The organism is Nitratiruptor sp. YY08-10 (assembly GCF_016629565.1).
Classification (GTDB): Bacteria; Campylobacterota; Campylobacteria; order Campylobacterales; family Nitratiruptoraceae; genus Nitratiruptor.
The window spans coordinates 209,024-227,577 of sequence record NZ_AP023057.1 but is presented as its reverse complement, the minus strand read 5'-3'; the positions used below and the strand labels follow the sequence as shown (position 1 = coordinate 227,577).

Annotated in this window: 35 protein-coding genes; 2 read left to right on the top strand and 33 right to left on the bottom strand. The window is 38.9% G+C overall.

What is annotated here, in order from left to right:
- The 33 genes from JG735_RS01325 to rpsJ all read right to left on the bottom strand — a co-directional run bounded on the left by JG735_RS01325 (nucleotide 1) and on the right by rpsJ (nucleotide 16,468).
- Complete coding sequence (locus JG735_RS01325) at nucleotides 1–387, bottom strand: ferredoxin (RefSeq protein WP_201335060.1); 387 nt, start codon at nucleotides 385–387, stop codon at nucleotides 1–3.
- 75 nt (nucleotides 388–462) lie between these two features.
- Entirely contained in the window at nucleotides 463–1,737 is a 1,275-nt protein-coding gene (locus JG735_RS01320) for a UDP-N-acetylmuramoyl-L-alanyl-D-glutamate--2,6-diaminopimelate ligase (RefSeq protein ID WP_201335059.1), read from the bottom strand.
- A complete protein-coding gene (locus JG735_RS01315) occupies nucleotides 1,734–2,294 on the bottom strand; it encodes a hypothetical protein (RefSeq protein WP_201335058.1) in 561 nt (186 codons plus the stop codon). The genes JG735_RS01320 and JG735_RS01315 overlap by 4 nt, the downstream gene beginning before the upstream one ends.
- Nucleotides 2,295–2,597 (bottom strand): NifU family protein, encoded by a 303-nt coding sequence (locus JG735_RS01310; RefSeq protein ID WP_201335057.1) that lies wholly within the window; start codon nucleotides 2,595–2,597, stop codon nucleotides 2,295–2,297.
- Nucleotides 2,598–2,696: 99 nt separating this feature from the next.
- The gene (gene rplQ, locus JG735_RS01305) at nucleotides 2,697–3,047 is read right to left on the bottom strand and encodes a 50S ribosomal protein L17 (protein ID WP_201335056.1); all 351 of its coding nucleotides are present in this window, start codon (nucleotides 3,045–3,047) and stop codon (nucleotides 2,697–2,699) included.
- Between the two features lie 10 nt (nucleotides 3,048–3,057).
- Nucleotides 3,058–4,044 carry a DNA-directed RNA polymerase subunit alpha gene (locus JG735_RS01300; protein WP_201335055.1) on the bottom strand — a complete coding sequence of 329 codons (987 nt, stop codon included), beginning with the start codon at nucleotides 4,042–4,044 and terminating at the stop codon, nucleotides 3,058–3,060.
- Between the two features lie 31 nt (nucleotides 4,045–4,075).
- Nucleotides 4,076–4,702: a 30S ribosomal protein S4 gene (rpsD, locus tag JG735_RS01295; protein WP_201335054.1), complete on the bottom strand. Its 627-nt coding sequence runs from the start codon at nucleotides 4,700–4,702 to the stop codon at nucleotides 4,076–4,078.
- A 57-nt stretch (nucleotides 4,703–4,759) separates the two neighbouring features.
- Nucleotides 4,760–5,152 (bottom strand): 30S ribosomal protein S11, encoded by a 393-nt coding sequence (rpsK, locus tag JG735_RS01290; protein WP_012081624.1) that lies wholly within the window; start codon nucleotides 5,150–5,152, stop codon nucleotides 4,760–4,762.
- Nucleotides 5,153–5,163: 11 nt separating this feature from the next.
- A complete protein-coding gene (rpsM, locus tag JG735_RS01285) occupies nucleotides 5,164–5,526 on the bottom strand; it encodes a 30S ribosomal protein S13 (protein WP_012081623.1) in 363 nt (120 codons plus the stop codon).
- A 3-nt stretch (nucleotides 5,527–5,529) separates the two neighbouring features.
- Nucleotides 5,530–5,643: a 50S ribosomal protein L36 gene (rpmJ, locus tag JG735_RS01280; RefSeq protein WP_012081622.1), complete on the bottom strand. Its 114-nt coding sequence runs from the start codon at nucleotides 5,641–5,643 to the stop codon at nucleotides 5,530–5,532.
- Nucleotides 5,644–5,801: 158 nt separating this feature from the next.
- Nucleotides 5,802–6,020, bottom strand: a complete 219-nt coding sequence (gene infA, locus JG735_RS01275) for a translation initiation factor IF-1 (RefSeq protein ID WP_201335053.1) — start codon at nucleotides 6,018–6,020, stop codon at nucleotides 5,802–5,804.
- Entirely contained in the window at nucleotides 6,021–6,782 is a 762-nt protein-coding gene (gene map, locus JG735_RS01270) for a type I methionyl aminopeptidase (RefSeq protein WP_201335052.1), read from the bottom strand.
- Entirely contained in the window at nucleotides 6,782–8,044 is a 1,263-nt protein-coding gene (gene secY / locus JG735_RS01265; RefSeq protein WP_201335051.1) for a preprotein translocase subunit SecY, read from the bottom strand. Before secY ends, map begins: the two co-directional genes overlap by 1 nt.
- Entirely contained in the window at nucleotides 8,044–8,445 is a 402-nt protein-coding gene (gene rplO, locus JG735_RS01260) for a 50S ribosomal protein L15 (protein WP_201335050.1), read from the bottom strand. Before rplO ends, secY begins: the two co-directional genes overlap by 1 nt.
- Before the next feature lie 3 nt (nucleotides 8,446–8,448).
- Nucleotides 8,449–8,892: a 30S ribosomal protein S5 gene (gene rpsE / locus JG735_RS01255; protein ID WP_201335049.1), complete on the bottom strand. Its 444-nt coding sequence runs from the start codon at nucleotides 8,890–8,892 to the stop codon at nucleotides 8,449–8,451.
- Between the two features lie 9 nt (nucleotides 8,893–8,901).
- Nucleotides 8,902–9,258, bottom strand: coding sequence for a 50S ribosomal protein L18 (rplR, locus tag JG735_RS01250; RefSeq protein ID WP_012081616.1), 357 nt, complete (start codon nucleotides 9,256–9,258; stop codon nucleotides 8,902–8,904).
- 10 nt (nucleotides 9,259–9,268) lie between these two features.
- Nucleotides 9,269–9,805, bottom strand: coding sequence for a 50S ribosomal protein L6 (gene rplF / locus JG735_RS01245; RefSeq protein ID WP_201335048.1), 537 nt, complete (start codon nucleotides 9,803–9,805; stop codon nucleotides 9,269–9,271).
- Between the two features lie 48 nt (nucleotides 9,806–9,853).
- Complete coding sequence (rpsH, locus tag JG735_RS01240; protein WP_012081614.1) at nucleotides 9,854–10,258, bottom strand: 30S ribosomal protein S8; 405 nt, start codon at nucleotides 10,256–10,258, stop codon at nucleotides 9,854–9,856.
- A 60-nt stretch (nucleotides 10,259–10,318) separates the two neighbouring features.
- On the bottom strand, nucleotides 10,319–10,504 hold the full coding sequence (locus tag JG735_RS01235; protein ID WP_012081613.1) for a type Z 30S ribosomal protein S14: 186 nt from the start codon (nucleotides 10,502–10,504) through the stop codon (nucleotides 10,319–10,321).
- Entirely contained in the window at nucleotides 10,504–11,055 is a 552-nt protein-coding gene (gene rplE, locus JG735_RS01230; protein ID WP_201335047.1) for a 50S ribosomal protein L5, read from the bottom strand. Before rplE ends, JG735_RS01235 begins: the two co-directional genes overlap by 1 nt.
- Nucleotides 11,052–11,291, bottom strand: coding sequence for a 50S ribosomal protein L24 (gene rplX / locus JG735_RS01225; protein WP_201335046.1), 240 nt, complete (start codon nucleotides 11,289–11,291; stop codon nucleotides 11,052–11,054). The genes rplE and rplX overlap by 4 nt, the downstream gene beginning before the upstream one ends.
- Complete coding sequence (gene rplN / locus JG735_RS01220; RefSeq protein WP_012081610.1) at nucleotides 11,291–11,659, bottom strand: 50S ribosomal protein L14; 369 nt, start codon at nucleotides 11,657–11,659, stop codon at nucleotides 11,291–11,293. The genes rplX and rplN overlap by 1 nt, the downstream gene beginning before the upstream one ends.
- Complete coding sequence (gene rpsQ / locus JG735_RS01215) at nucleotides 11,659–11,910, bottom strand: 30S ribosomal protein S17 (protein WP_012081609.1); 252 nt, start codon at nucleotides 11,908–11,910, stop codon at nucleotides 11,659–11,661. Before rpsQ ends, rplN begins: the two co-directional genes overlap by 1 nt.
- Nucleotides 11,910–12,104, bottom strand: a complete 195-nt coding sequence (rpmC, locus tag JG735_RS01210) for a 50S ribosomal protein L29 (RefSeq protein WP_012081608.1) — start codon at nucleotides 12,102–12,104, stop codon at nucleotides 11,910–11,912. Before rpmC ends, rpsQ begins: the two co-directional genes overlap by 1 nt.
- Complete coding sequence (gene rplP, locus JG735_RS01205) at nucleotides 12,091–12,516, bottom strand: 50S ribosomal protein L16 (protein ID WP_012081607.1); 426 nt, start codon at nucleotides 12,514–12,516, stop codon at nucleotides 12,091–12,093. The genes rpmC and rplP overlap by 14 nt, the downstream gene beginning before the upstream one ends.
- Nucleotides 12,517–12,518: 2 nt before the next feature.
- The gene (gene rpsC, locus JG735_RS01200; protein WP_012081606.1) at nucleotides 12,519–13,208 is read right to left on the bottom strand and encodes a 30S ribosomal protein S3; all 690 of its coding nucleotides are present in this window, start codon (nucleotides 13,206–13,208) and stop codon (nucleotides 12,519–12,521) included.
- The gene (gene rplV / locus JG735_RS01195) at nucleotides 13,208–13,534 is read right to left on the bottom strand and encodes a 50S ribosomal protein L22 (protein ID WP_012081605.1); all 327 of its coding nucleotides are present in this window, start codon (nucleotides 13,532–13,534) and stop codon (nucleotides 13,208–13,210) included. The genes rpsC and rplV overlap by 1 nt, the downstream gene beginning before the upstream one ends.
- A gap of 9 nt (nucleotides 13,535–13,543) precedes the next feature.
- Nucleotides 13,544–13,825, bottom strand: coding sequence for a 30S ribosomal protein S19 (gene rpsS / locus JG735_RS01190; protein WP_012081604.1), 282 nt, complete (start codon nucleotides 13,823–13,825; stop codon nucleotides 13,544–13,546).
- Between the two features lie 11 nt (nucleotides 13,826–13,836).
- On the bottom strand, nucleotides 13,837–14,664 hold the full coding sequence (rplB, locus tag JG735_RS01185; RefSeq protein WP_201335045.1) for a 50S ribosomal protein L2: 828 nt from the start codon (nucleotides 14,662–14,664) through the stop codon (nucleotides 13,837–13,839).
- A 10-nt stretch (nucleotides 14,665–14,674) separates the two neighbouring features.
- A complete protein-coding gene (locus JG735_RS01180; RefSeq protein WP_201335044.1) occupies nucleotides 14,675–14,956 on the bottom strand; it encodes a 50S ribosomal protein L23 in 282 nt (93 codons plus the stop codon).
- Between the two features lies 1 nt (nucleotide 14,957).
- The gene (gene rplD, locus JG735_RS01175) at nucleotides 14,958–15,572 is read right to left on the bottom strand and encodes a 50S ribosomal protein L4 (protein ID WP_201335043.1); all 615 of its coding nucleotides are present in this window, start codon (nucleotides 15,570–15,572) and stop codon (nucleotides 14,958–14,960) included.
- Nucleotides 15,569–16,147: a 50S ribosomal protein L3 gene (gene rplC, locus JG735_RS01170; protein WP_201335042.1), complete on the bottom strand. Its 579-nt coding sequence runs from the start codon at nucleotides 16,145–16,147 to the stop codon at nucleotides 15,569–15,571. Before rplC ends, rplD begins: the two co-directional genes overlap by 4 nt.
- A gap of 9 nt (nucleotides 16,148–16,156) precedes the next feature.
- Entirely contained in the window at nucleotides 16,157–16,468 is a 312-nt protein-coding gene (rpsJ, locus tag JG735_RS01165) for a 30S ribosomal protein S10 (RefSeq protein ID WP_012081599.1), read from the bottom strand.
- 129 nt (nucleotides 16,469–16,597) lie between these two features.
- Here rpsJ and JG735_RS01160 point away from each other — a divergent pair, with 129 nt between their 5' ends.
- Complete coding sequence (locus JG735_RS01160; RefSeq protein WP_201335041.1) at nucleotides 16,598–17,656, top strand: ATP-binding protein; 1,059 nt, start codon at nucleotides 16,598–16,600, stop codon at nucleotides 17,654–17,656.
- A 228-nt stretch (nucleotides 17,657–17,884) separates the two neighbouring features.
- Nucleotides 17,885–18,544 (top strand): DNA repair protein RadC, encoded by a 660-nt coding sequence (radC, locus tag JG735_RS01155; RefSeq protein ID WP_236584116.1) that lies wholly within the window; start codon nucleotides 17,885–17,887, stop codon nucleotides 18,542–18,544.
- Nucleotides 18,545–18,554 lie beyond the last annotated feature (10 nt).

Here is an 18,554-nt window from a genome sequence, read left to right as displayed (position 1 = left end):
TTACGCTCCGCCTGCCATTTTGATAACATCAGCAATACTCATAGGCTCATCCCAGTACTCTTTTGGTATGAGATACTCTTCTACCGGATTTCCACCAATAATATGCTCTTCTATAATTCTATCAATTTTTTGCTTATCGAGTCCAACATACATATAGTGGCCAGGCTCTACCAGCATCACAGGACCCAACTGGCATCTGTTTAAACAGCCTGTTCGGACAGGCTGAACCGCAGCAATAATACCTTTTTCCATCAATTTTTGTGCCATATATTGAAAAAGCTGTTGACTCTCTGGATTATTGGCGTTTACACAACTTGGCTTCGGAAAACCTGGAGGTGCTGATTGTTCACATTTGAAGATATAAAATGTCGGCTGAGGGATTCCCATCGTAACTCCTTTAAATAATACAAATTTTGTCTGAATTGTAGCAATATATATTTAGACACGCATTAATAAACAAAATTAACTTTTCAAAAGAGACTGTACTGTATCAACATCGCTATACGGGATTTTTTTTCCGTTGTATTCTATATACTCTTCATCCCCTTTTCCAAGAATTAGAAGAATTTCATCTGTCTGCAATGCACGAATCGCTTGTTCTATCGCCTCTTTTCTATCAACAATTTTTTCTACATGGACATCCGTCTCAATTCCTTTTGCAATATCTTCGATAATCTCTTTTGGATGTTCGCTTCGTGGATTATCTGAAGTAAGATAGATTTTTGTACAAAATCTGCTCGCTATATTGCCCATCAGCGCCCGCTTACTTCTGTCTCTATCCCCCCCTGCACCAAAAAGTGCAACTATTTTTCTGCCCGGAAAGCTCTCAAAGACTTTTTGCATACCATCAGGAGTATGCGCAAAATCAACTATGATAAGCGGTTCTTCGCTCAGAATCTGCATTCGCCCTCTAACACCGGCAAAATGTTCTGTTACTTCACAAATCTGCTGCAAAGGCAAGTTTGTCAACATATGCACTGCACTTATTGCAGCGGTAATGTTATAGAGATTGAATAGACCAATCATTGGTGCATGAAAATCGATCATCTCATTGCCAAACCGAAGTACGGCGCTGATCCCGTTTTGCATTGAATAGGCCAGGATCTGATACGTAGCAAGCTCTTCAACGCTGTATGTTCTTGCACCCTTGGGATTGTATTGGATATGCTTATCATCTTTGTTAATGAGTTTTGACCCTTCATCCATAAAAAAACTGCTTTTTGTAGCGATATAGTTTTGCATGGTTTTATGATAGTCTAAGTGATCTTGCGAAATATTGGTAAAAACTTTCAGTGCAAATTGAAGATCTTCAATTCTCTTTTGCGCAATCGCATGGGAACTGACTTCCATGACAAAATGTGTAGCTCCCTGTTGTTTTGCAGTATACATATGATAGAGGGTTTGTAAGATTGGAGGAGTCGTCAAAGACTTTTTTTCTATTTGCTCATCACCTATAAAAAAACCTCTCGTTCCTTGCAAAGCTGCTGTAAAACCAAGATCATTGAGATATGAATAGATTGCAGCAGCTGTAGTGGTTTTTCCGTTTGTTCCTGTAACACCGACGGTTTTTATAGTATTCAACTCATACTGATTGATCAAATCCCGAGGGATTATAATTTTTGCGTTTGGTATATCTGCGGCATATTGTCGGTTTTGTTGTGTAATTAGAAAATAGTCCGCATCCTGAATGGATTTGGAATGGTCCGTGACAGTTATATTGTCAAATTGATAAATCATACTTTTGTCAATCTTTCAAAAAACTCTTGTAATTTCTGATCAGCTGGATAAAGCTTTGTTGCGTCTTCTAAATAGCTGTACACAATATCGGTAAATCCATTTTCAATCAAACGATCGATAAAATCAAAAAAATCGCTTTTTTTCGTAATAATCACTTTTGTAGAAAACATAATATCTTCGAATGCCTCTTTAAAGTTTCCTCTTGATTCTACGATAGACAGAAAATCTTTGTACGTGATTCCCTCCATTTGAGGAAGAGTGTCAAACTCGAAAAGTTTGTTCAGCTCCTCTTGATCCAAATCGAGTTCTTTGATCATTGCTAATATTTGATCCTCCGGGTTTTGAACAGCTTCTTCTTTGAGTACAATATAGTAATCATATAAAGCAATGGCCTCCTCCTCGTCTTCATGGACCATATCGCATAATATCGTTCCGAGTCGTGCTTCCTTGTGTGTTGGATCAATTCTCAAGACAGACTCGAATATTTTTTTTGCTTCTTCATATTCTCGTTTCAAGAAGTTCTCACCCGCTTTTTCCAAAAGGATCTTTTTCTTCAACTATTTCTCTCCTTCGTATTGCATAGCTATATCTTCCCACTGATCTTCATATCCAGGTGGGATGTTTACTACTTCTATTTCTGGGTGAATATCGATTTTAAGCTGTCTTTCGACGCCATATTTCAAAGTATTACCACTTGCACTGCATCCAACACATGCACCGCCAAGTTGAACGAAAACTTTCCCGTTTTTAACGCCAAGTAGTTTTATATCACCCCCATCGAGTGCCAACATTGGCTTTATTTTCTCAATCACTTTCTCTACAGCTGGATAGAGATCTTCGTCACTGAATGGAATAGCCATTGCAATCCTTTATTTCGATATGAGGGAATATAGTTTATTTTATATAAAAAGAAGATTAATAAATTATTTTAGTAGGATATAGAGGCAGAGCCTCTATAATTATACAAGTTCGATGAAAGCCATAGAAGCTGCGTCACCGCGTCTTGTTCGCGTTCGAATGATTCTCGTATAACCGCCGTTGCGCTCGCTATATTTTGGAGCGATTTCATTCATAAGTTTTTTTGTTGCCTCTTTATCTTGCAAATAGGCAAATACCTCTCTATGAGCATTGAAATCGCCTTTTTTTGCTTTTGTAATGAGCTTTTCGATGTAGCTTCGTAATGTTTTGGCTTTCGCTACAGTCGTTTCTATTCGCTCATTCATTATCAAGGCAATTGCAAGGTTTTTCAGTAACGCTTTTCTATGAGCACTTGTTCTACTCAGTTTTCTATATCCGTGTCTATGTCTCATTTGCTATCCTTTAGGACTTGTTCTGTTCTATTTTTTTAAGAATGGACTCTTTCTCTTTTTCACTCAATTTTGTAATATCCACATTGAGTTCGGAAAGTTTTTCTTGAATCTCATCAAGGGATTTTTTTCCGAGGTTCTTGATCGATTTCAATGCTTCGCTACTCATCAAAAGGAGCTCGCCAACATACTTGATCCCTGCTTTATCTAAGCAGTTGTAACTTCGAGCACTCAAATCAAGAGTATCCAATGGTTGATAAAAAATATCGCTGTTTTCTATATCTTGCCCTGAAGTCTCTGTTACTTCAATATCTTTTGTAAAAATCTCCATTTGGCTTTGCATCACGTTCATTGCCATTTTCAAAGCGGTCACTGGATCAACTTGTCCATCTGTTTCTATATCAAAAACGATTTTTTCATAGTTTGGATTATCTTCGACAAGTACTTTTTCTATCTCATAGACCGCCTTTTTCACAGGAGTAAAAAAAGCATCTAATGGAATATAGCCTTGTGGCAATAGATCTCGAATCATCTCACTCGGAACGTACCCAATCCCTTTTTGAACTATGATGCTAATTTTTAGCTCAGCATCTTCGTTCAATGTTGCAAGAAAAGCATCGGGAGTGACAACTTCGACTAATTCATTTTCAAAATCTTTACCATAAAGCTCTTTTGGCCCGTTGAATTCGTACTCAAGGGTGATGCTTTCTTGCTCACTATCTCTGAGCTTAAAGCGGACGTTTTTAAGATTGATAATGAAAGCTGCCACATCCTCAAGCATACCACGTACACTGTCAAATTCATGCTGTACGCCTTCAATTTTCAATCCAATAGGTGCATATCCAGCCGTACTGCTAAGAAGAAGTCTTCGAAGCGGATGAGCCACAGAAATGGCGTATCCGCTCTCATATGGATATACATGCAATCTGATGGCATTCTCTTTAACTTTTTCTACATCCATATGTGTCGGTACAGATGGAGTTATTTTTATTTTGTTCATTGCTCCACTCTCTTTATTTTATTTTTAACTATTATTTAGAGTATAGCTCGACGATCAATCGCTCTTCTACTGGAATCTCTATCTCTTCTCGTTCTGGAATACGTGTAAAGATACCAAAGACCTTCTCTTTATCAACATCAACCCAAGGAACGATTCCAGTCTGATTAGTCAACTCCAAAGATCGTTGAATCTGTGGATTGTTTTTACTCTTTTCTCTAATCTCAATTTTTTGGCCAGGTTTTACTCTGTATGATGGGATGTTGACTCTTTTGCCGTCCACAAGAACATGTCCATGGTTTACAAGCTGTCTTGCAAATCTTCTTGTGGTCGCGAATCCCATTCTATAAACTACGTTATCAAGTCTTCTTTCGAGAAGCTTAATCAAGTTTTCCCCTGTGTTGCCTTCCATTCTATTTGCTTCTTTGAAAAGATTTCTAAATTGTTTTTCGGCAACACCATACATAAATTTCGCTTTTTGTTTCTCTCGAAGCTGTAATCCGTATTCACTAATCTTGCTTCGTCTTTGTCCATGCTGTCCTGGCGGGTATGGTCTCTTTTCAAGTGCACTTTTGCCAGCCAGTCTTCGCTCACCTTTAAGAGCAAGACTTACACCAAGCCGTCTTTCAATCTTTTCTACCGGACCTCTATATCTTGCCATCTGTTTCTCCTAATCCAAAATATTATTGCTCTGTTTTGGCGTACCGTTTAAATCGTTTTATACTCGTCTTCGTTTTGGAGGTCTACATCCATTGTGTGGCAGTGGGGTGATATCTTTAAAAAAGAGGACTCGGATACCCTCAATAGCCCCAACACTTTTTACGGCCGTATCTCGTCCGCTTCCTGGCCCTTGAACTTTGATCCCAACTTCTTTGATACCATGTTCTTTTGCTTTTGCCATTGCATCTTCTACAGCTTGCTGTGCAGCAAATGGAGTAGATTTTTTGCTTCCCTTAAATCCCAAACTTCCAGCGCTGCTCCATGCAATGACATTCCCCATCTCATCAGTCACAGTCACAACAGTATTGTTGAATGTTGCATTGATGTACACAACACCTCGCGCGATATTCTTTTTAACGATCTTTTTTCTTGCACCTTTTCTTTTCGCCATCATTCAATCCTTTATTTAGCACCTACAGTTTTTTTCTTACCTTTTCTTGTTCGAGCATTTGTTTTTGTTCTCTGTCCTCGAACAGGAAGACCGCGTCTGTGTCGAAGACCTCTATAGCAGCCGATATCCATAAGTGCTTTGATATCCATAGCTACTTTTCTTCGAAGATCCCCTTCGACCATATAGTTTTCACGGATATGTTTGTTGATCGCAGCTACTTCATCTTCTGTGAGTTCATATACTCTTTTGTCATAGCTGATGCCTACTGCATCTAGAATTTTTCTTGATGTTGTCAAACCGATTCCATATACATATGGAAGTGCATATTCAATTCTTTTATTTTTTGGTAAATCTACGCCTGCAATCCTTGCCATGGACTATCCTTGTCTTTGTTTGTGTTTTGGATTTACACAGATTACTCGAACAACGCCTTTGCGTTTGATAATCTTACATTTTTCACACATCTTTTTGACAGATGGTCTAACTTTCATTGGTTTCTCCTTTATGATTTCGGCACGGAAACGGTACGCCTAGGTTGAGTGAGCAACTCAACCAATCCTTGTAAGAATTGTGCCTCGCTCTTACAAAGATTCTTCCCTCAGCTTATAAAAAGGGACATAATTTTACTTATATTTGCCTTAATTTAAGCTTATTTATATCGAAAAGTTATTCGACCTTTGTCGAGGCTGTATGGAGTCAACTCTACTTTTACTTTATCACCTGGAAGTATTTTGATGTAATGCATTCTCATTTTGCCAGCAATGTGGCATAAAACTACGTGCCCATTTTCCAGTTCAACTCGAAACATCGCATTTGGTAACGCCTCTTTGACTACACCGTCCACTTCTATAACATCATCTTTTGCCATTTAATCCTCCTTGCTTAATATCTCTGCTTTATTATTTATAATTGCAACGGTATGTTCATAATGACTGCCTCGAAGACCATCCTCACTCACGACAGACCATTTGTCTTCAAGAATTTTCGGAGTGCCAAGTTTTTGACAGATCATAGGTTCAAGACAAAATACCATGCCATTTTTGATTTTGGGTCCACTTTTTGGTGATCCATGTTCAAGGTAATTGGGAATCTCTGGCTCTTCATGGGGTTTTCTTCCAATGCCATGTCCACAAAAGCCGTGGAGTGGTACATATCCCCGTGAGCGGATATATTTTTCTATCTCATAACTTAATTCTTTAAAACGCATGCCAGCTTTAATAATATCGATTGCGTAGTAGAGAGTATCTTTGGCTACATTGATAAGTTCTTCATCTTTTTTCGAAACTGCACCAACACCTACTGTAATTGCCGCATCTCCATACCATCCATCAAGTTCGGTACCGATATCAAGTCCTACGATATCGCCCTCTTGAAGACGATAGTCCGTAGGGATTCCATGAATGATAACTTCATTGACCGAGGTACACACAGATGCTGGAAAACCGTATAGTCCTTTGAAAGATGGTCGTGCTCCCAGGCTTCTTATATACTCCTCACCCATTTGATCAAGTTCTTTGAGAGAAACGCCAGGCTGGCATTTCTCTTTGAGATAGTTCAGTGTTTTTGCAACGATTATATTTGCTTTACGAAGTTTTTCTATCTCAGCAGGTTTTCTAATTGCGATAGCCATCAAAGACCCACAGCACTCAGTGTTTCATAACGGTTCATATAGATCTGTGCCTCGATTTTTCGCATCGTATCAAGAGCTACCTGAACTACGATCAATACAGCTGTTCCACCAAAATAGAACGGCACACCCATCGCCTTAACCAAAACCCATGGGAGCGTTGAGATGATACCTAGATAGATGGCACCCCAAAATGTCAGTCTGCTTGCCACTTCATTCAGATATGCCGCAGTTGGCTCACCCGGACGGACCCCTGGAATAAATCCGCCTTGACGCTTGAGATTGTCCGCAATGTCTTTTGCATTGAAAACAATAGATGCATAAAAATAAGCAAAAAAGATAACAAGGAAAAACATTAATGCATTAAAAACAAATCCGTTGGGATTCAAAATATCTGAAATCTTTTGCACAATCGGATTTGTGCTTGATTGTAAAATCGTTGATGGAAACATGAGAATTGCAGAAGCAAAAATCGGCGGAATGACTCCACTCAAGTTTACTTTGATAGGAATATAGTTCATAATTCTTTTTTTCTGATTTTGCATCAACACTTTTCTTGAATAGGATATCGGGATTCTGCGTTCAGCCAATTCTACATAGATGATAAACCCGACTGTAACTAAAATAATGGCTACGATAGCTATTAAAACGAGGAAATTCATTTCACCTGTATTGACAAGATTGATAGTTCCACCAATAGCAGTCGGTATTCCTGAGACAATTCCAGCAAAAATGATCAGTGATATACCGTTCCCTATACCTTTTTGCGTAATCTGCTCTCCTATCCACATCAATATCATAGTACCTGCAAGCATACTGATAGCAGCAACCGTTACAAAAGTAGGCATATCGATCATAATGGCACTTTCCCCGCCACGGCCTGTTAAACTTTGCAGACCAATTGACACACCAATTGCCTGGATAAGTGTTATCACAATAGTTGCATATCTGATGATCTGCATATATTTGGTCATTCCGTCTCGCTCTTTTTTCATCTGAGCTAGACTTGGAAATGTTGCAGCAAGAAGTTCCATAATAATAGAAGCGGTGATGTAGGGCATGATTCCCAATGAAATGATACTGAGTCTTCGTACAGCGTTTCCGCTGAACATATTGAACATTCCTAAGGCATTGCCGCTTTGGGAATCAAAAAACTCTTTCACTATGTCAATATTTACTCCAGGAACCGGCACATACGCCAGGACTCTATATAAAAAGAGAAATCCCAGCGTAATGAGGATCTTGTTTATGAGTGCGCGACTCATTATTTTCGTCCACTATAAGAGATGTTATCGTCTTTAATTTTAGAGACGATCTCTTGTACACTGCTCCCAATCAATTTTACTCTTGTTACATATTTAGGTAACTTATAGACACTTCGGATAGTTTCCATAGTTATCTCTTCCAACTGGGCAACTTTTTTCACTTTGTCTACATTAATTGCATGTGGTTTTACGACATTGGATGTAAAACCAACTTTTGGGAGTCTTCTTTGTAAAGGTTGCTGACCACCTTCAAATCCCCTTTTCTGTGAGTATCCAGTTCTACTCTTTTGACCTTTTTGACCTCTTGTGGCGGTTTTCCCCATGCCACTTCCTTGACCTCGGCCTACTCTTTTCGTTTTGTGTGTACTTCCAGGTGCTGGTTGTAGATTGTGTAGTGCCATTGCTTATCCTTTTATTCGCTCTAATGCTTCAATAGTTGCACGAACTAGTGTTGCAGGGTTGTTGGAACCAAGTGATTTTGTCAAAATATCTTGAATTCCAGCAAGTTCTAGTACTGGTCTTGCTGCACCACCAGCGATTACACCGGTACCCTGACTTGCAGGCTTGAGCAGTATTTTGCTTGCATTATACTTATGCTCAATATCGTGAGCAATTGTAGTACCTTTGATATGTACAGTTGTTATATTTTTAAATGCATTATCGATCGCTTTTTTAATAGCATCAGGAACCTCTTTCGCTTTCCCGATACCATATCCAACGTGACCCTTTTTGTCGCCTACAACAACAAGTGCACTAAATCGAAATCGTCGTCCACCTTTTACAACTTTGGTGACACGACTGATATTTACGACAACCTCTTCGAATTCTTCTCTATTCCATTTTTCCATTGACTACCCCTAAAACTTGATTCCGTTTTCTCGTAAAGCATCAGCAAAGGACGCTACCACACCATGGTAGAGATATCCGTTTCTATCAAACACGATTGTCTCTATGTTGAGAGCTTTAAGCTTTCCAGCCAAATCCTCAGCAACTTTTTTCACATCCTCTTTATTTACTTTTACGCCCAATTTCGCACCATCACTATAGGCAAGAGTATGCCCTTTTGTATCATCGATAGCTTGTGCATAAAAGTGTCTATTGGACTTAAAAATGGATACACGAGGTCGATCAGCACTTCCTGTGATCTTTCCTCGAACTCTTCTTTTTCTTTTTATTCTCAATCTATTTTTTCTTCTTTGAATACTCTCTCTCATAACCTACCCTTTACTTCTTCGCTGTCTTACCAGCTTTTCTGATGATAACTTCATCAACATATTTCACACCTTTGCCTTTATAAGGTTCAGGTGGTCTGAAGCTTCTAATCTCAGCTGCTACCTGGCCAACTTTTTGTTTATCGTGGCCCTTGACCGTGATGATATTTTTTTCAACACTGATCTGTATACCTTCTGGAATAGGATAGAGAATCGGATGTGAAAAACCAAGCTGCAATTCAAGCTCTTTTCCTTTTACTGCAGCTCTGTATCCAACACCGTTGATTTCAAGTTTCTTTTCAAAGCCTTTTGTTAGGCCTTCGATCGCATTGTTTGTTAATGCTCGGTATGTTCCCCAAAATGCTTTGGATTGTTTGTCTTCACCTGCTGGCGAAAAAACGATTTTATTATCTTCGATTGAAACATTGACACGATTACCAAATTCAATTTCTTGTGTAAGATTGCCTTTTTTGGCAATAATTTTTCCGTTTTCAATTTTTACATCGACACCACTTGGTATCGTAACCGGTTGTTTTCCTATTCTACTCATTTTTTTCCTTTATACGATATTTCTACGATTGCTCGAATGGATATCGTATTACCAAACACTACAAAGGACTTCGCCGCCAACACCTAGGCGGTAAGCTTCATCGTTAGGTAACACACCTTTACTCGTACTTACAATAATCGTTCCGTATCCATTTTTAAATCGTTTGATTTCATCTTTGCCTTTATAGATACGTCGACCAGGTTTTGAAATTCGTTTAATTTCATTGATAACAGGTCTCTTTTTCTTTCCAGCTTCTTCATATTTCAAAACCACATTGATAAACTTTTTGTTGCCTTCTTCGACAACCTTATAACTTTCAATGTACCCTTTTTCCTGTAAAATCTTTACGATTGCTTCTACAATTTTTGAATAAAGAAGCTTTGTAACCTCTTGTCCTCTAATAGAGGCGTTTCTAATTCTCGTTATAGAATCGGCAATAATATCATTGACCATTTTTTTTTCTCCTTCATGAATATCTAATAGGGTTCGGCTGTGCCGCTACCTATTAGTGAATTACCAGCTCGCCTTTTTAACGCCTGGCAGCAAACCTTCATTTGCCATTTTTCTAAGACAAATTCTACAAAGACCAAAATCTCTATATACAGATTTTGGACGACCACAGATTCGGCATCGTGTATATGCCCGTACTTTAAATTTTGGCTTTCTTTTCGCTTTTGCGATCATACTTTTCTTTGCCATTATCTACCACCTTTAGCAAATGGGAATCCGAGCTTTTCAAGCATTGTAAACGCTTCTTTGTCGTTGTCTGTCGATGTAACGATTGTAATATTCATTCCGTGTGTTTTGATGATGTTGTCATAGTCCACTTCTGGAAACATCAACTGCTCATCGAGACCAAAGTTGTAGTTTCCTCGTCCATCAAAACCGTTTCGTGGAAGACCTCGAAAGTCTTTCACTCTTGGTAACGCAATGTAAATAAGCTTTTGCAAAAAGTTCCACATTCTATCACCACGAAGCGTTACCCGTACACCTACCGGCATTCCTTCACGAATTTTAAATCCAGCCTCACTCTTTCTTGCTTTTGTTACAACGGCATGTTGACCAGCAATAAGACTGATAGTATCTTGGATATTTTGCATGAGTTTACTATCACGACTTGCTTCGCCGGCACCAACGCTGATCACAATTTTTTCAAGCTTTGGAGTCAGCATCGGATTTGCAAGTCCAAGCTCCTCTTTTAATGCTGGTGCAACCTCTTCTTGATATTTTTTCTTGAGTTCCAATGTCATGACGCACCACCTTCTACTTTTCGCACATTCGAGATATGAATAGGCATCTCTTTATTGACAAATCCGCCTTCAGGATGCTGTTCACTTGGCTTTACAGCCTTTTTTGCCACTTTGCATCCAGCAACAATAACAGCCTCTTTTTTTGGAAGCACTTGAAGTACTTCGCCTCTTTTTCCCTTATCGTCTCCGGCGATGATTTCAACCATATCGCCTTTTTTGATTTTAAACTTAGCCATTAGAGCACCTCCGGTGCAAGAGAAACTATTTTCATAAAGTTTTTATATCGAACCTCTCTGGCAACGGGACCGAAGATACGAGTACCGATCGGTTCATTTTTGTTATCAAGAATAACTGCTGCATTGTCATCAAATCGAATTAAAGATCCGTTTTCTCTTTGAATCTCTTTCTTTGTTCGTACAACAACAGCTTTAACAACTTGACCCTTTTTTACTTTACCGTTTGGCAAAGCTTTCTTTACAGATGCAACGATAACATCACCTACAGAGGCATATCGTCTCTTTGAGCCTCCAAGCACTTTAATAGCCATGATCTCTTTAGCGCCGCTATTATCAGCGACGTTTAGTCTTGTAAAACTTTGAATCATTACTCAACTCCTGCCTGAACGATCTCTTTGAGCCTAAAAGATTTTCGTTTGGAAATCGGTCTACACTCTACGGCAGTAACGATATCACCAACTTTTGCTTTATTGTGCTCATCATGCACAAGATATTTTTTAAATCTTTTAACAATTTTGTGATATTTTGGGTGTACAACTTTTCGCTCTACAAGAAGCGAAACTGTTTTATCACCACTTTTCTTTACCACTTTTCCTTGAATAACTCTTTTGTAAGCCATTATCCAGCCCTTCTTTTTTCTGCGATTGCAGTCTTGATGCGTGCGATATCTTTTCTTGTTTTTCTAATCGCACTCGTATCCTGAAGCTGCATAGTTTTGAGCTTCATTCGAAGCCCGAACAGCTCCAACTTCTTCTCTTTCAACAACCCTTCGAGCTCTTGTAGGCTCTTCTCTTTTATCTCAGTATATTTCATTTTCACTCTCTTGTGTCACGATTTTTGTTTTGAAAGGAAGTTTATATCGTGCAAGATCGAGCGCTTCTCTTGCAAGGCTCTCTTCAACTCCGGCCATTTCGTAAATGATTCGGCCAGGTTTGATATTCATAACCCACTTTTCAACAGAACCTTTCCCTTTACCCATCCTTGTCTCCAATGGTTTTTTGGTTAAAGGTTTATCTGGAAATACTCGTATCCAGATCTTACCGGTTCTTTTTACTTTCCGTGTCATTGCAACCCTTGCAGCCTCAATTTGACGAGAGTCAATTCGGCCATGTTCAAGGGCTTTGATTCCAATAGTTCCGAAGGCGAGGCTGTTACCATTATAAGCTTTACCTCTGTTTCGGCCTTTTTGTTGTTTTCTATATTTTGTTTTCTTTGGCATCAACATGATTAGCTTCTCCTTCTTGGAGCTCTTCGTCGAGGTCTTTCAGTTGGCTCTGGTCGAATTCCTTTTTGAAGAACTTCACCTTTAAAGATCCAAACTTTAACCCCGATCACTCCATAGGTTGTATGCGCTTCTGCAAAACCGTAATCAATTTTTGCTCTCAATGTATGAAGAGGAACCCTTCCTTCAAGATACCACTCAGTCCGAGCCATTTCAGCTCCGCCAAGTCGTCCGGCAACTTGAACTTTGATTCCTTTTACGCCAGCTTTTTGCGCTGCTTGGATAACTTTTTTCATGGCTCGTCTAAAAGCAACCCGTCTTTCAAGTTGCGTTGCAACGTTCTCAGCAGCAAGCTGCGCAGATGCTTGTGGTCGTTTCTCTTCTTTAATATTGATAAAAACTTCTTTGCCAACAAGCTTTTGAAGCTTCTGTTTCAATTTTTCGATATCGGCACCTTTTTTACCGATGATGATTCCAGGTCTTGCCGCTACAATTGTTACACGAAGTTTTTTCGCTGTTCGCTCTATGATAATATTGCTGATTCCTGCATAGTAGAGCTCTTTTTTCAAAAACTTTCTGATTTTATTATCTTCTTCGACTCTTTCCGGCATTTTATTGAAATCCGGAAACCATCGTGACTCCCAGTTTCTGTTGATTCCAAGTCTTAAACCAATCGGATTGACTTTTTGACCCATTAGCTATCCTTCTTTTGTGCTACTTCCACATACACATGGGAAGTTGGCTTCATGATTCTGCTGGCTCGACCTCTCGCTCTTGGTCGAAATCGTTTTAGGTAAGGACCTCTGTCTACTCGGCAAGATGTGATCACAACCTCTTCAGGCTCATATCCGCCATTTGCTACAGCGCTCGTAATCACTTTTGAGATTACTTTTGCCGCTTTGTTTGGCATAAACTCCAATGCCGCCAATGCCTCTTCCGCATTCATACCCTGCACCTCGCGAGCGATCAATCTCGCTTTAGTAGGTGAGAGTCGAATAAATCTCAATACCGCTTTACTCATCACCTATCCTTATTTCCCGATTTTCTTTTGAACAGAGCCTTTGTGGCCTTTAAAAGTTCTTGTAGGTGCAAATTCACCAAGCTTGAAGCCCACATGGTTTTCTGTAATGTACACAGGAACAAATTGTCGTCCGTTATGCACGTTGATAGTAAGTCCGATCATTTCAGGAACGATTGTACTTCTTCGAGACCATGTTTTGATAGGCTTTTTGTCTCCGCTCTCTTTTGCTTTGAGTACTTTTTTCATGAGATGGTCATCTACGAATGGACCCTTTTTAATACTTCTTGCCATCTTCTACCCTCTTATTTCTTTCTTCTTGAGATTATAAGCTTGTCGCTTGGTTTTTTGCGTCGTGTCTTATAACCTTTGGTTGGCATACCCCAAGGTGTTACAGGGTGACCACTTGGACCGGTTTTTCCTTCACCACCACCGTGTGGGTGATCAACTGGGTTCATTGCTGAACCTCTCGTTTGCGGTCGGATACCTCTGTGTCTATTTCGACCAGCTTTACCGATTACGATGTTGGCGTACTCTTCGTTTCCAACAACACCGATTGTTGCCATACACTCACCAAGAATTTTTCTCATTTCGCCACTAGGAAGTCGCAAAATGACATATTTGTCTTCTCGACCCATAATCTGTGCATATGCTCCGGCGCTTCGCGCAAGCTGTCCGCCTTTTCCGGGTTTCATTTCGATGTTGTGTACAAGCGTACCAACAGGAATATTTTTTAGCTTCATAGCGTTGCCCGGCAATACATCTAATCCAGCTTCAGCCGCTTCTACAGTATCACCAACTTTCAATCCGCTTGGCTGAATAATATATCTTTTATCACCGTCTCTGTAAACAACCAAAGCGATTCGACAGTTTCTGTATGGATCATACTCGATTGTTGCCACACGTCCTGGCACACCAAATTTGTTTCGTTTAAAATCGATGATTCGATACAGTTTTTTTGCTCCAGCTTCTCTGTGTCTGGAAGTGATTCGTCCTTGGTTGTTTCGTCCCGCACGTGCCGGGAGTTTTACCAAGAGTTTTCGAACACTAGGTTTTGCAGTGATATCACTGCTGTCCACAACGCTCATAAAGCGTCGGCTGGGCGTATACGGTTTATATTTTTTTATTGCCATGTCTCTATCCTTACACCGCTAAACTTTCTATGCTTGCGCCCTCTGGGAGCTTCACATAGAATTTTTTATAGTTATCTCGTTTACCTTCTACTCCTCGAAATCTTTTCGTTTTACCCTTCATTCGAAGAGAGTTGATTTTTACGGGAGTAACACCAAAATACTCTTTCAAAACAGCTTTAAGCTGATTCTTTGTCATTTTGTCACTTGTTTGGATAACGACATATCCCTCTTCTTGAAGGCCCAAACTCTTTTCAGTATAAATGATTGATTTGATATCTGTTATATCTGCCATCTTAGCCCTCTTTTACGATTTTTTCCCAAACTGGTTTTTCGATCACTACAGCTCTAAAGGCCGCTGCGAGATACGCATTCAGTTCGTTTGGTTCGATCAAATATGCATTTGGCAGGTTTCTAAATGCCAAAAACGTTTTTTCATCAATATTCTCTTTAACAACCAATACATCGCGTGCACCGATTTTATTTACTATCGCTGCAGCATCTTTGGTCTTTCCAGACTCTACCGCAATAGAATCTACGATGAAAAGAGCACCCTGCTCACCTTTTTCGTTTAGTGCAAATTCGAGTGCTTTTCTTTTTTGCTTTTTGTTCACTTTTTGTGTGTAGTTTTTGGTGTTTTTCGGACCAAACGCTACACCACCACCAACAAACAAAGGTGATCGAATAGATCCGGCTCGTGCACCACCTCGACCTTTTTGCTGCCAAGGTTTTTTTCCACCGCCGCTTACTTCGCCTCTGCTTTTCGTATGCGCATTGTTTGCTCTTAAATTTGCAGCATACGCTTTTGCATAAAGGTAAAGGTTATGTGGGTTTATGCCTTGAAAATGTTCAGGAAGTGCTACTTCACTTGCCTTTTCAAAATTTTCATTTAAAACTACTGCTTTACTCATTTCACAATCCTTACTTTACCGAGTGCTCCGTTAGGTCCAGGAATTGAACCTTTCACTACCAAGATCATGTTCTCTGGATCGAAACTTACAACTTCGTTTTGAACAGTCACTTTTTTATTTCCATATTGTCCTGGCATCTTTTGTCCTGGCATGATTCGACCAGGCCATTCACACATACCCACTGAACCGGGTGCTCTGTGAAATCGTGAACCGTGGCTGTCCGGACCACCAGCGAAATTCCATCGCTTTACAACCCCGCTGAAACCTCGACCTTTGGAGTTGAAGCTTGTTTTGATTCTTTTCGCTTCACTGAGTGGTGTCACATCAAGATCACCAGCTTCTGTATTTGCAACTTTCAAAGTTATAAATCTGTTAAATTCTGGGCTGAGACCATATTTTTTCTGCTGCCCTTCGATTGCTTTATTTCTTTTTTTACCTTGAGAATATGCTACGATAGCCTTCCCACCTTCCAAAAGTTCACAAACTTTTGCTTCTTTTACCTTCAAAAGTGTGACAGGTACACTTGGAACCGAAATGGTTCTGCTCATTCCAATTTTTTCTACGATATATTCCATCTGCTCCCCTTATTCACCCATTGACCGTACTTCGACATCTACCTCTGGCGCTAAGTCGAGTTTCATCAACGAATCGACTGTATCAGGTGTTGCCGAAACAATATCAATCAATCTTGAGTGAATTCTTATCTCAAACTGTTCTCTTGAATCTTTGTTGATATGTGGTGATCTAAGAACCGTATATCTTCTGATTTTTGTAGGTAAGGGAATCGGACCTCTGATCTCTGCTCCCGTTCGCTTCACAGCCTCAACGATAGCTGAGACACTTCTATCTAAAACCCGGTGATCGTAAGCACGAAGCTTAAGTCGAATCTTTTCCATTGTCGCCTTTCACAAAGAACTCGTTGCCGAAGCAACCTAATTTGGAGTCTGAATTATAGACAATGCAATTTGGAAAATCAAGAGTTTTCGCTATAATTTTTGTAATTTATTTCCTTTTGAGAAGGAAAAATGAGAGCAATTGAATATTTTTATGAACATAGTATCACATCCTATAGCTTCTTACCAAGAAAACTGGAGATTACACCTGGGACAAGGATACTTCTAACCGGTCCAAAATTTTGTGGAAAGTATGCGTTATTGCAATCTTTTATACAGACCTATTTTGATCAAAAAGAGGTTCTATGTATTGACTTTGATGATGTACGAGCCGATAGTATAACACTCGATTCAATACAATCATTTATTGATCAAAATAAAATCAAAACTGTTGTTCTGTATGGAATACAAAATACCACGTTTTTGCCCAAAGCTCACCACCTCATCATCGCTTCTCATAATAGTCTTGATATCGATGGTTTTACACATTATCGTCTACACAATCTCGACTTTGAAGAATATCTCTTGTTTGAAAGAAAAACCGATATCAAAGTGGCTTTTAACAACTTTCTCAAAAATGGCAACTATCCCGAACTTTCTAAAATTGACGATTTCAAAAAAGAGAAATATTTTCAAAATCTACTCTACCTTACTTTCAAAGAAGATTTCGAAATTTTCAAAGAAATCGCCTATTTTCAAGGATACACAGCATCAGCCTATTTTCTTTTCAATCGCATCAAAGAACGATATCGTATCTCAAAAGACCGATTTTACACTCTTTTTGAATCCTGGCAGAAAAACGGATACATTTATGCAATAGAAAAATTTGGAGCAAAAAGGGCTGCAAAAAAGCTCTTTTTTCACGACTTTACCATAAAATCAAGACTCTTTACTCAAAAAGAGTTTCCAAAAAGTTTCGAGAATATGGTCTTTTTAGAAATTGCTGGTAAAAAAGTTTATTACCTTGAACCCATGGGACTCTATCTTCCAGAAGAGAAGCGACTCATCTTACCCATCCCCTTCGGCAATGAAACAAGGATCCAAGAAAAGATTGATCAAATTCTCAAAAGAAACAAAATAGCTCTTACAAAAATAGAAGTTATCACTATAGGGAGCAGTTTTCGATATAGTATAAGTGATATTCAATGCGAAATTCTGCCCTTTTATGCCTGGGCTGTGGGGAAAGAGTAAGATTGTTACAAATACCTAATTTTTATATGGCCAAAATTCTTTTGCAAATGCTCTGCACTTAATCTTTTATGCCATTATTCCGCTGTAGGTTCATTATAAAGCTAAACTGCATTTTCAAAATCTTTTCATACTCTCTTGTCTATTAGATTTGGTATTAAATTTTTAATAGGAACAAAAAAGTTATATTCGATATAATTTCTTAATTATAAAAAATTTTAAAGAAAAGTGATGAGAACTTTAAAAGAAATTCAAAACATAGATAGACCGAGAGAAAAACTTTTCAAAACTGGAGCTGCAAGTTTAAAAGATTATGAACTAGTTGCAATTTTGCTCGGAAGCGGTATTCGCGGTAAAGATGTGCTAAAACTTTCTAAAGAAATCATACGAATTTTAAAGCAAGATTTTATCAATATCGATATAGAAAAACTAATGCAAATTCATGGATTAGGTCAAGCCAAAGTAGCGCAAATAGTTGCGGCAATAGAGCTTTGCAAACGCTATTTGATAAAACCTAAACGAAAAATTCTAATAGCAAGAGATGTTTATGAAGAGTTAAGAGAATATCATAATAAAAAACAAGAATACTTTTTAGCTCTCTATCTTAGCGGAGCAAAAACACTTTGCCATAAAAGTATCATAACTATAGGAATCCTTGATAAAAGTATCGTTCATCCTAGAGAGGTTTTTGCACCAGCTATTGAAAAAAGGTGTGCAGGTGTAATTGTTGCTCACAACCATCCAAGTGGCAGTCTAACTCCCTCCCAAGCCGATATTGCAATAACCAAAAGACTACAAGAAAGTGGTAATATCTTAGGAATAGAACTTATAGATCATATTATAATGACAAAAGATAATTTTGTTAGTCTCAAAGATTTAGGATTGCTTTAAAAGGTGGAGA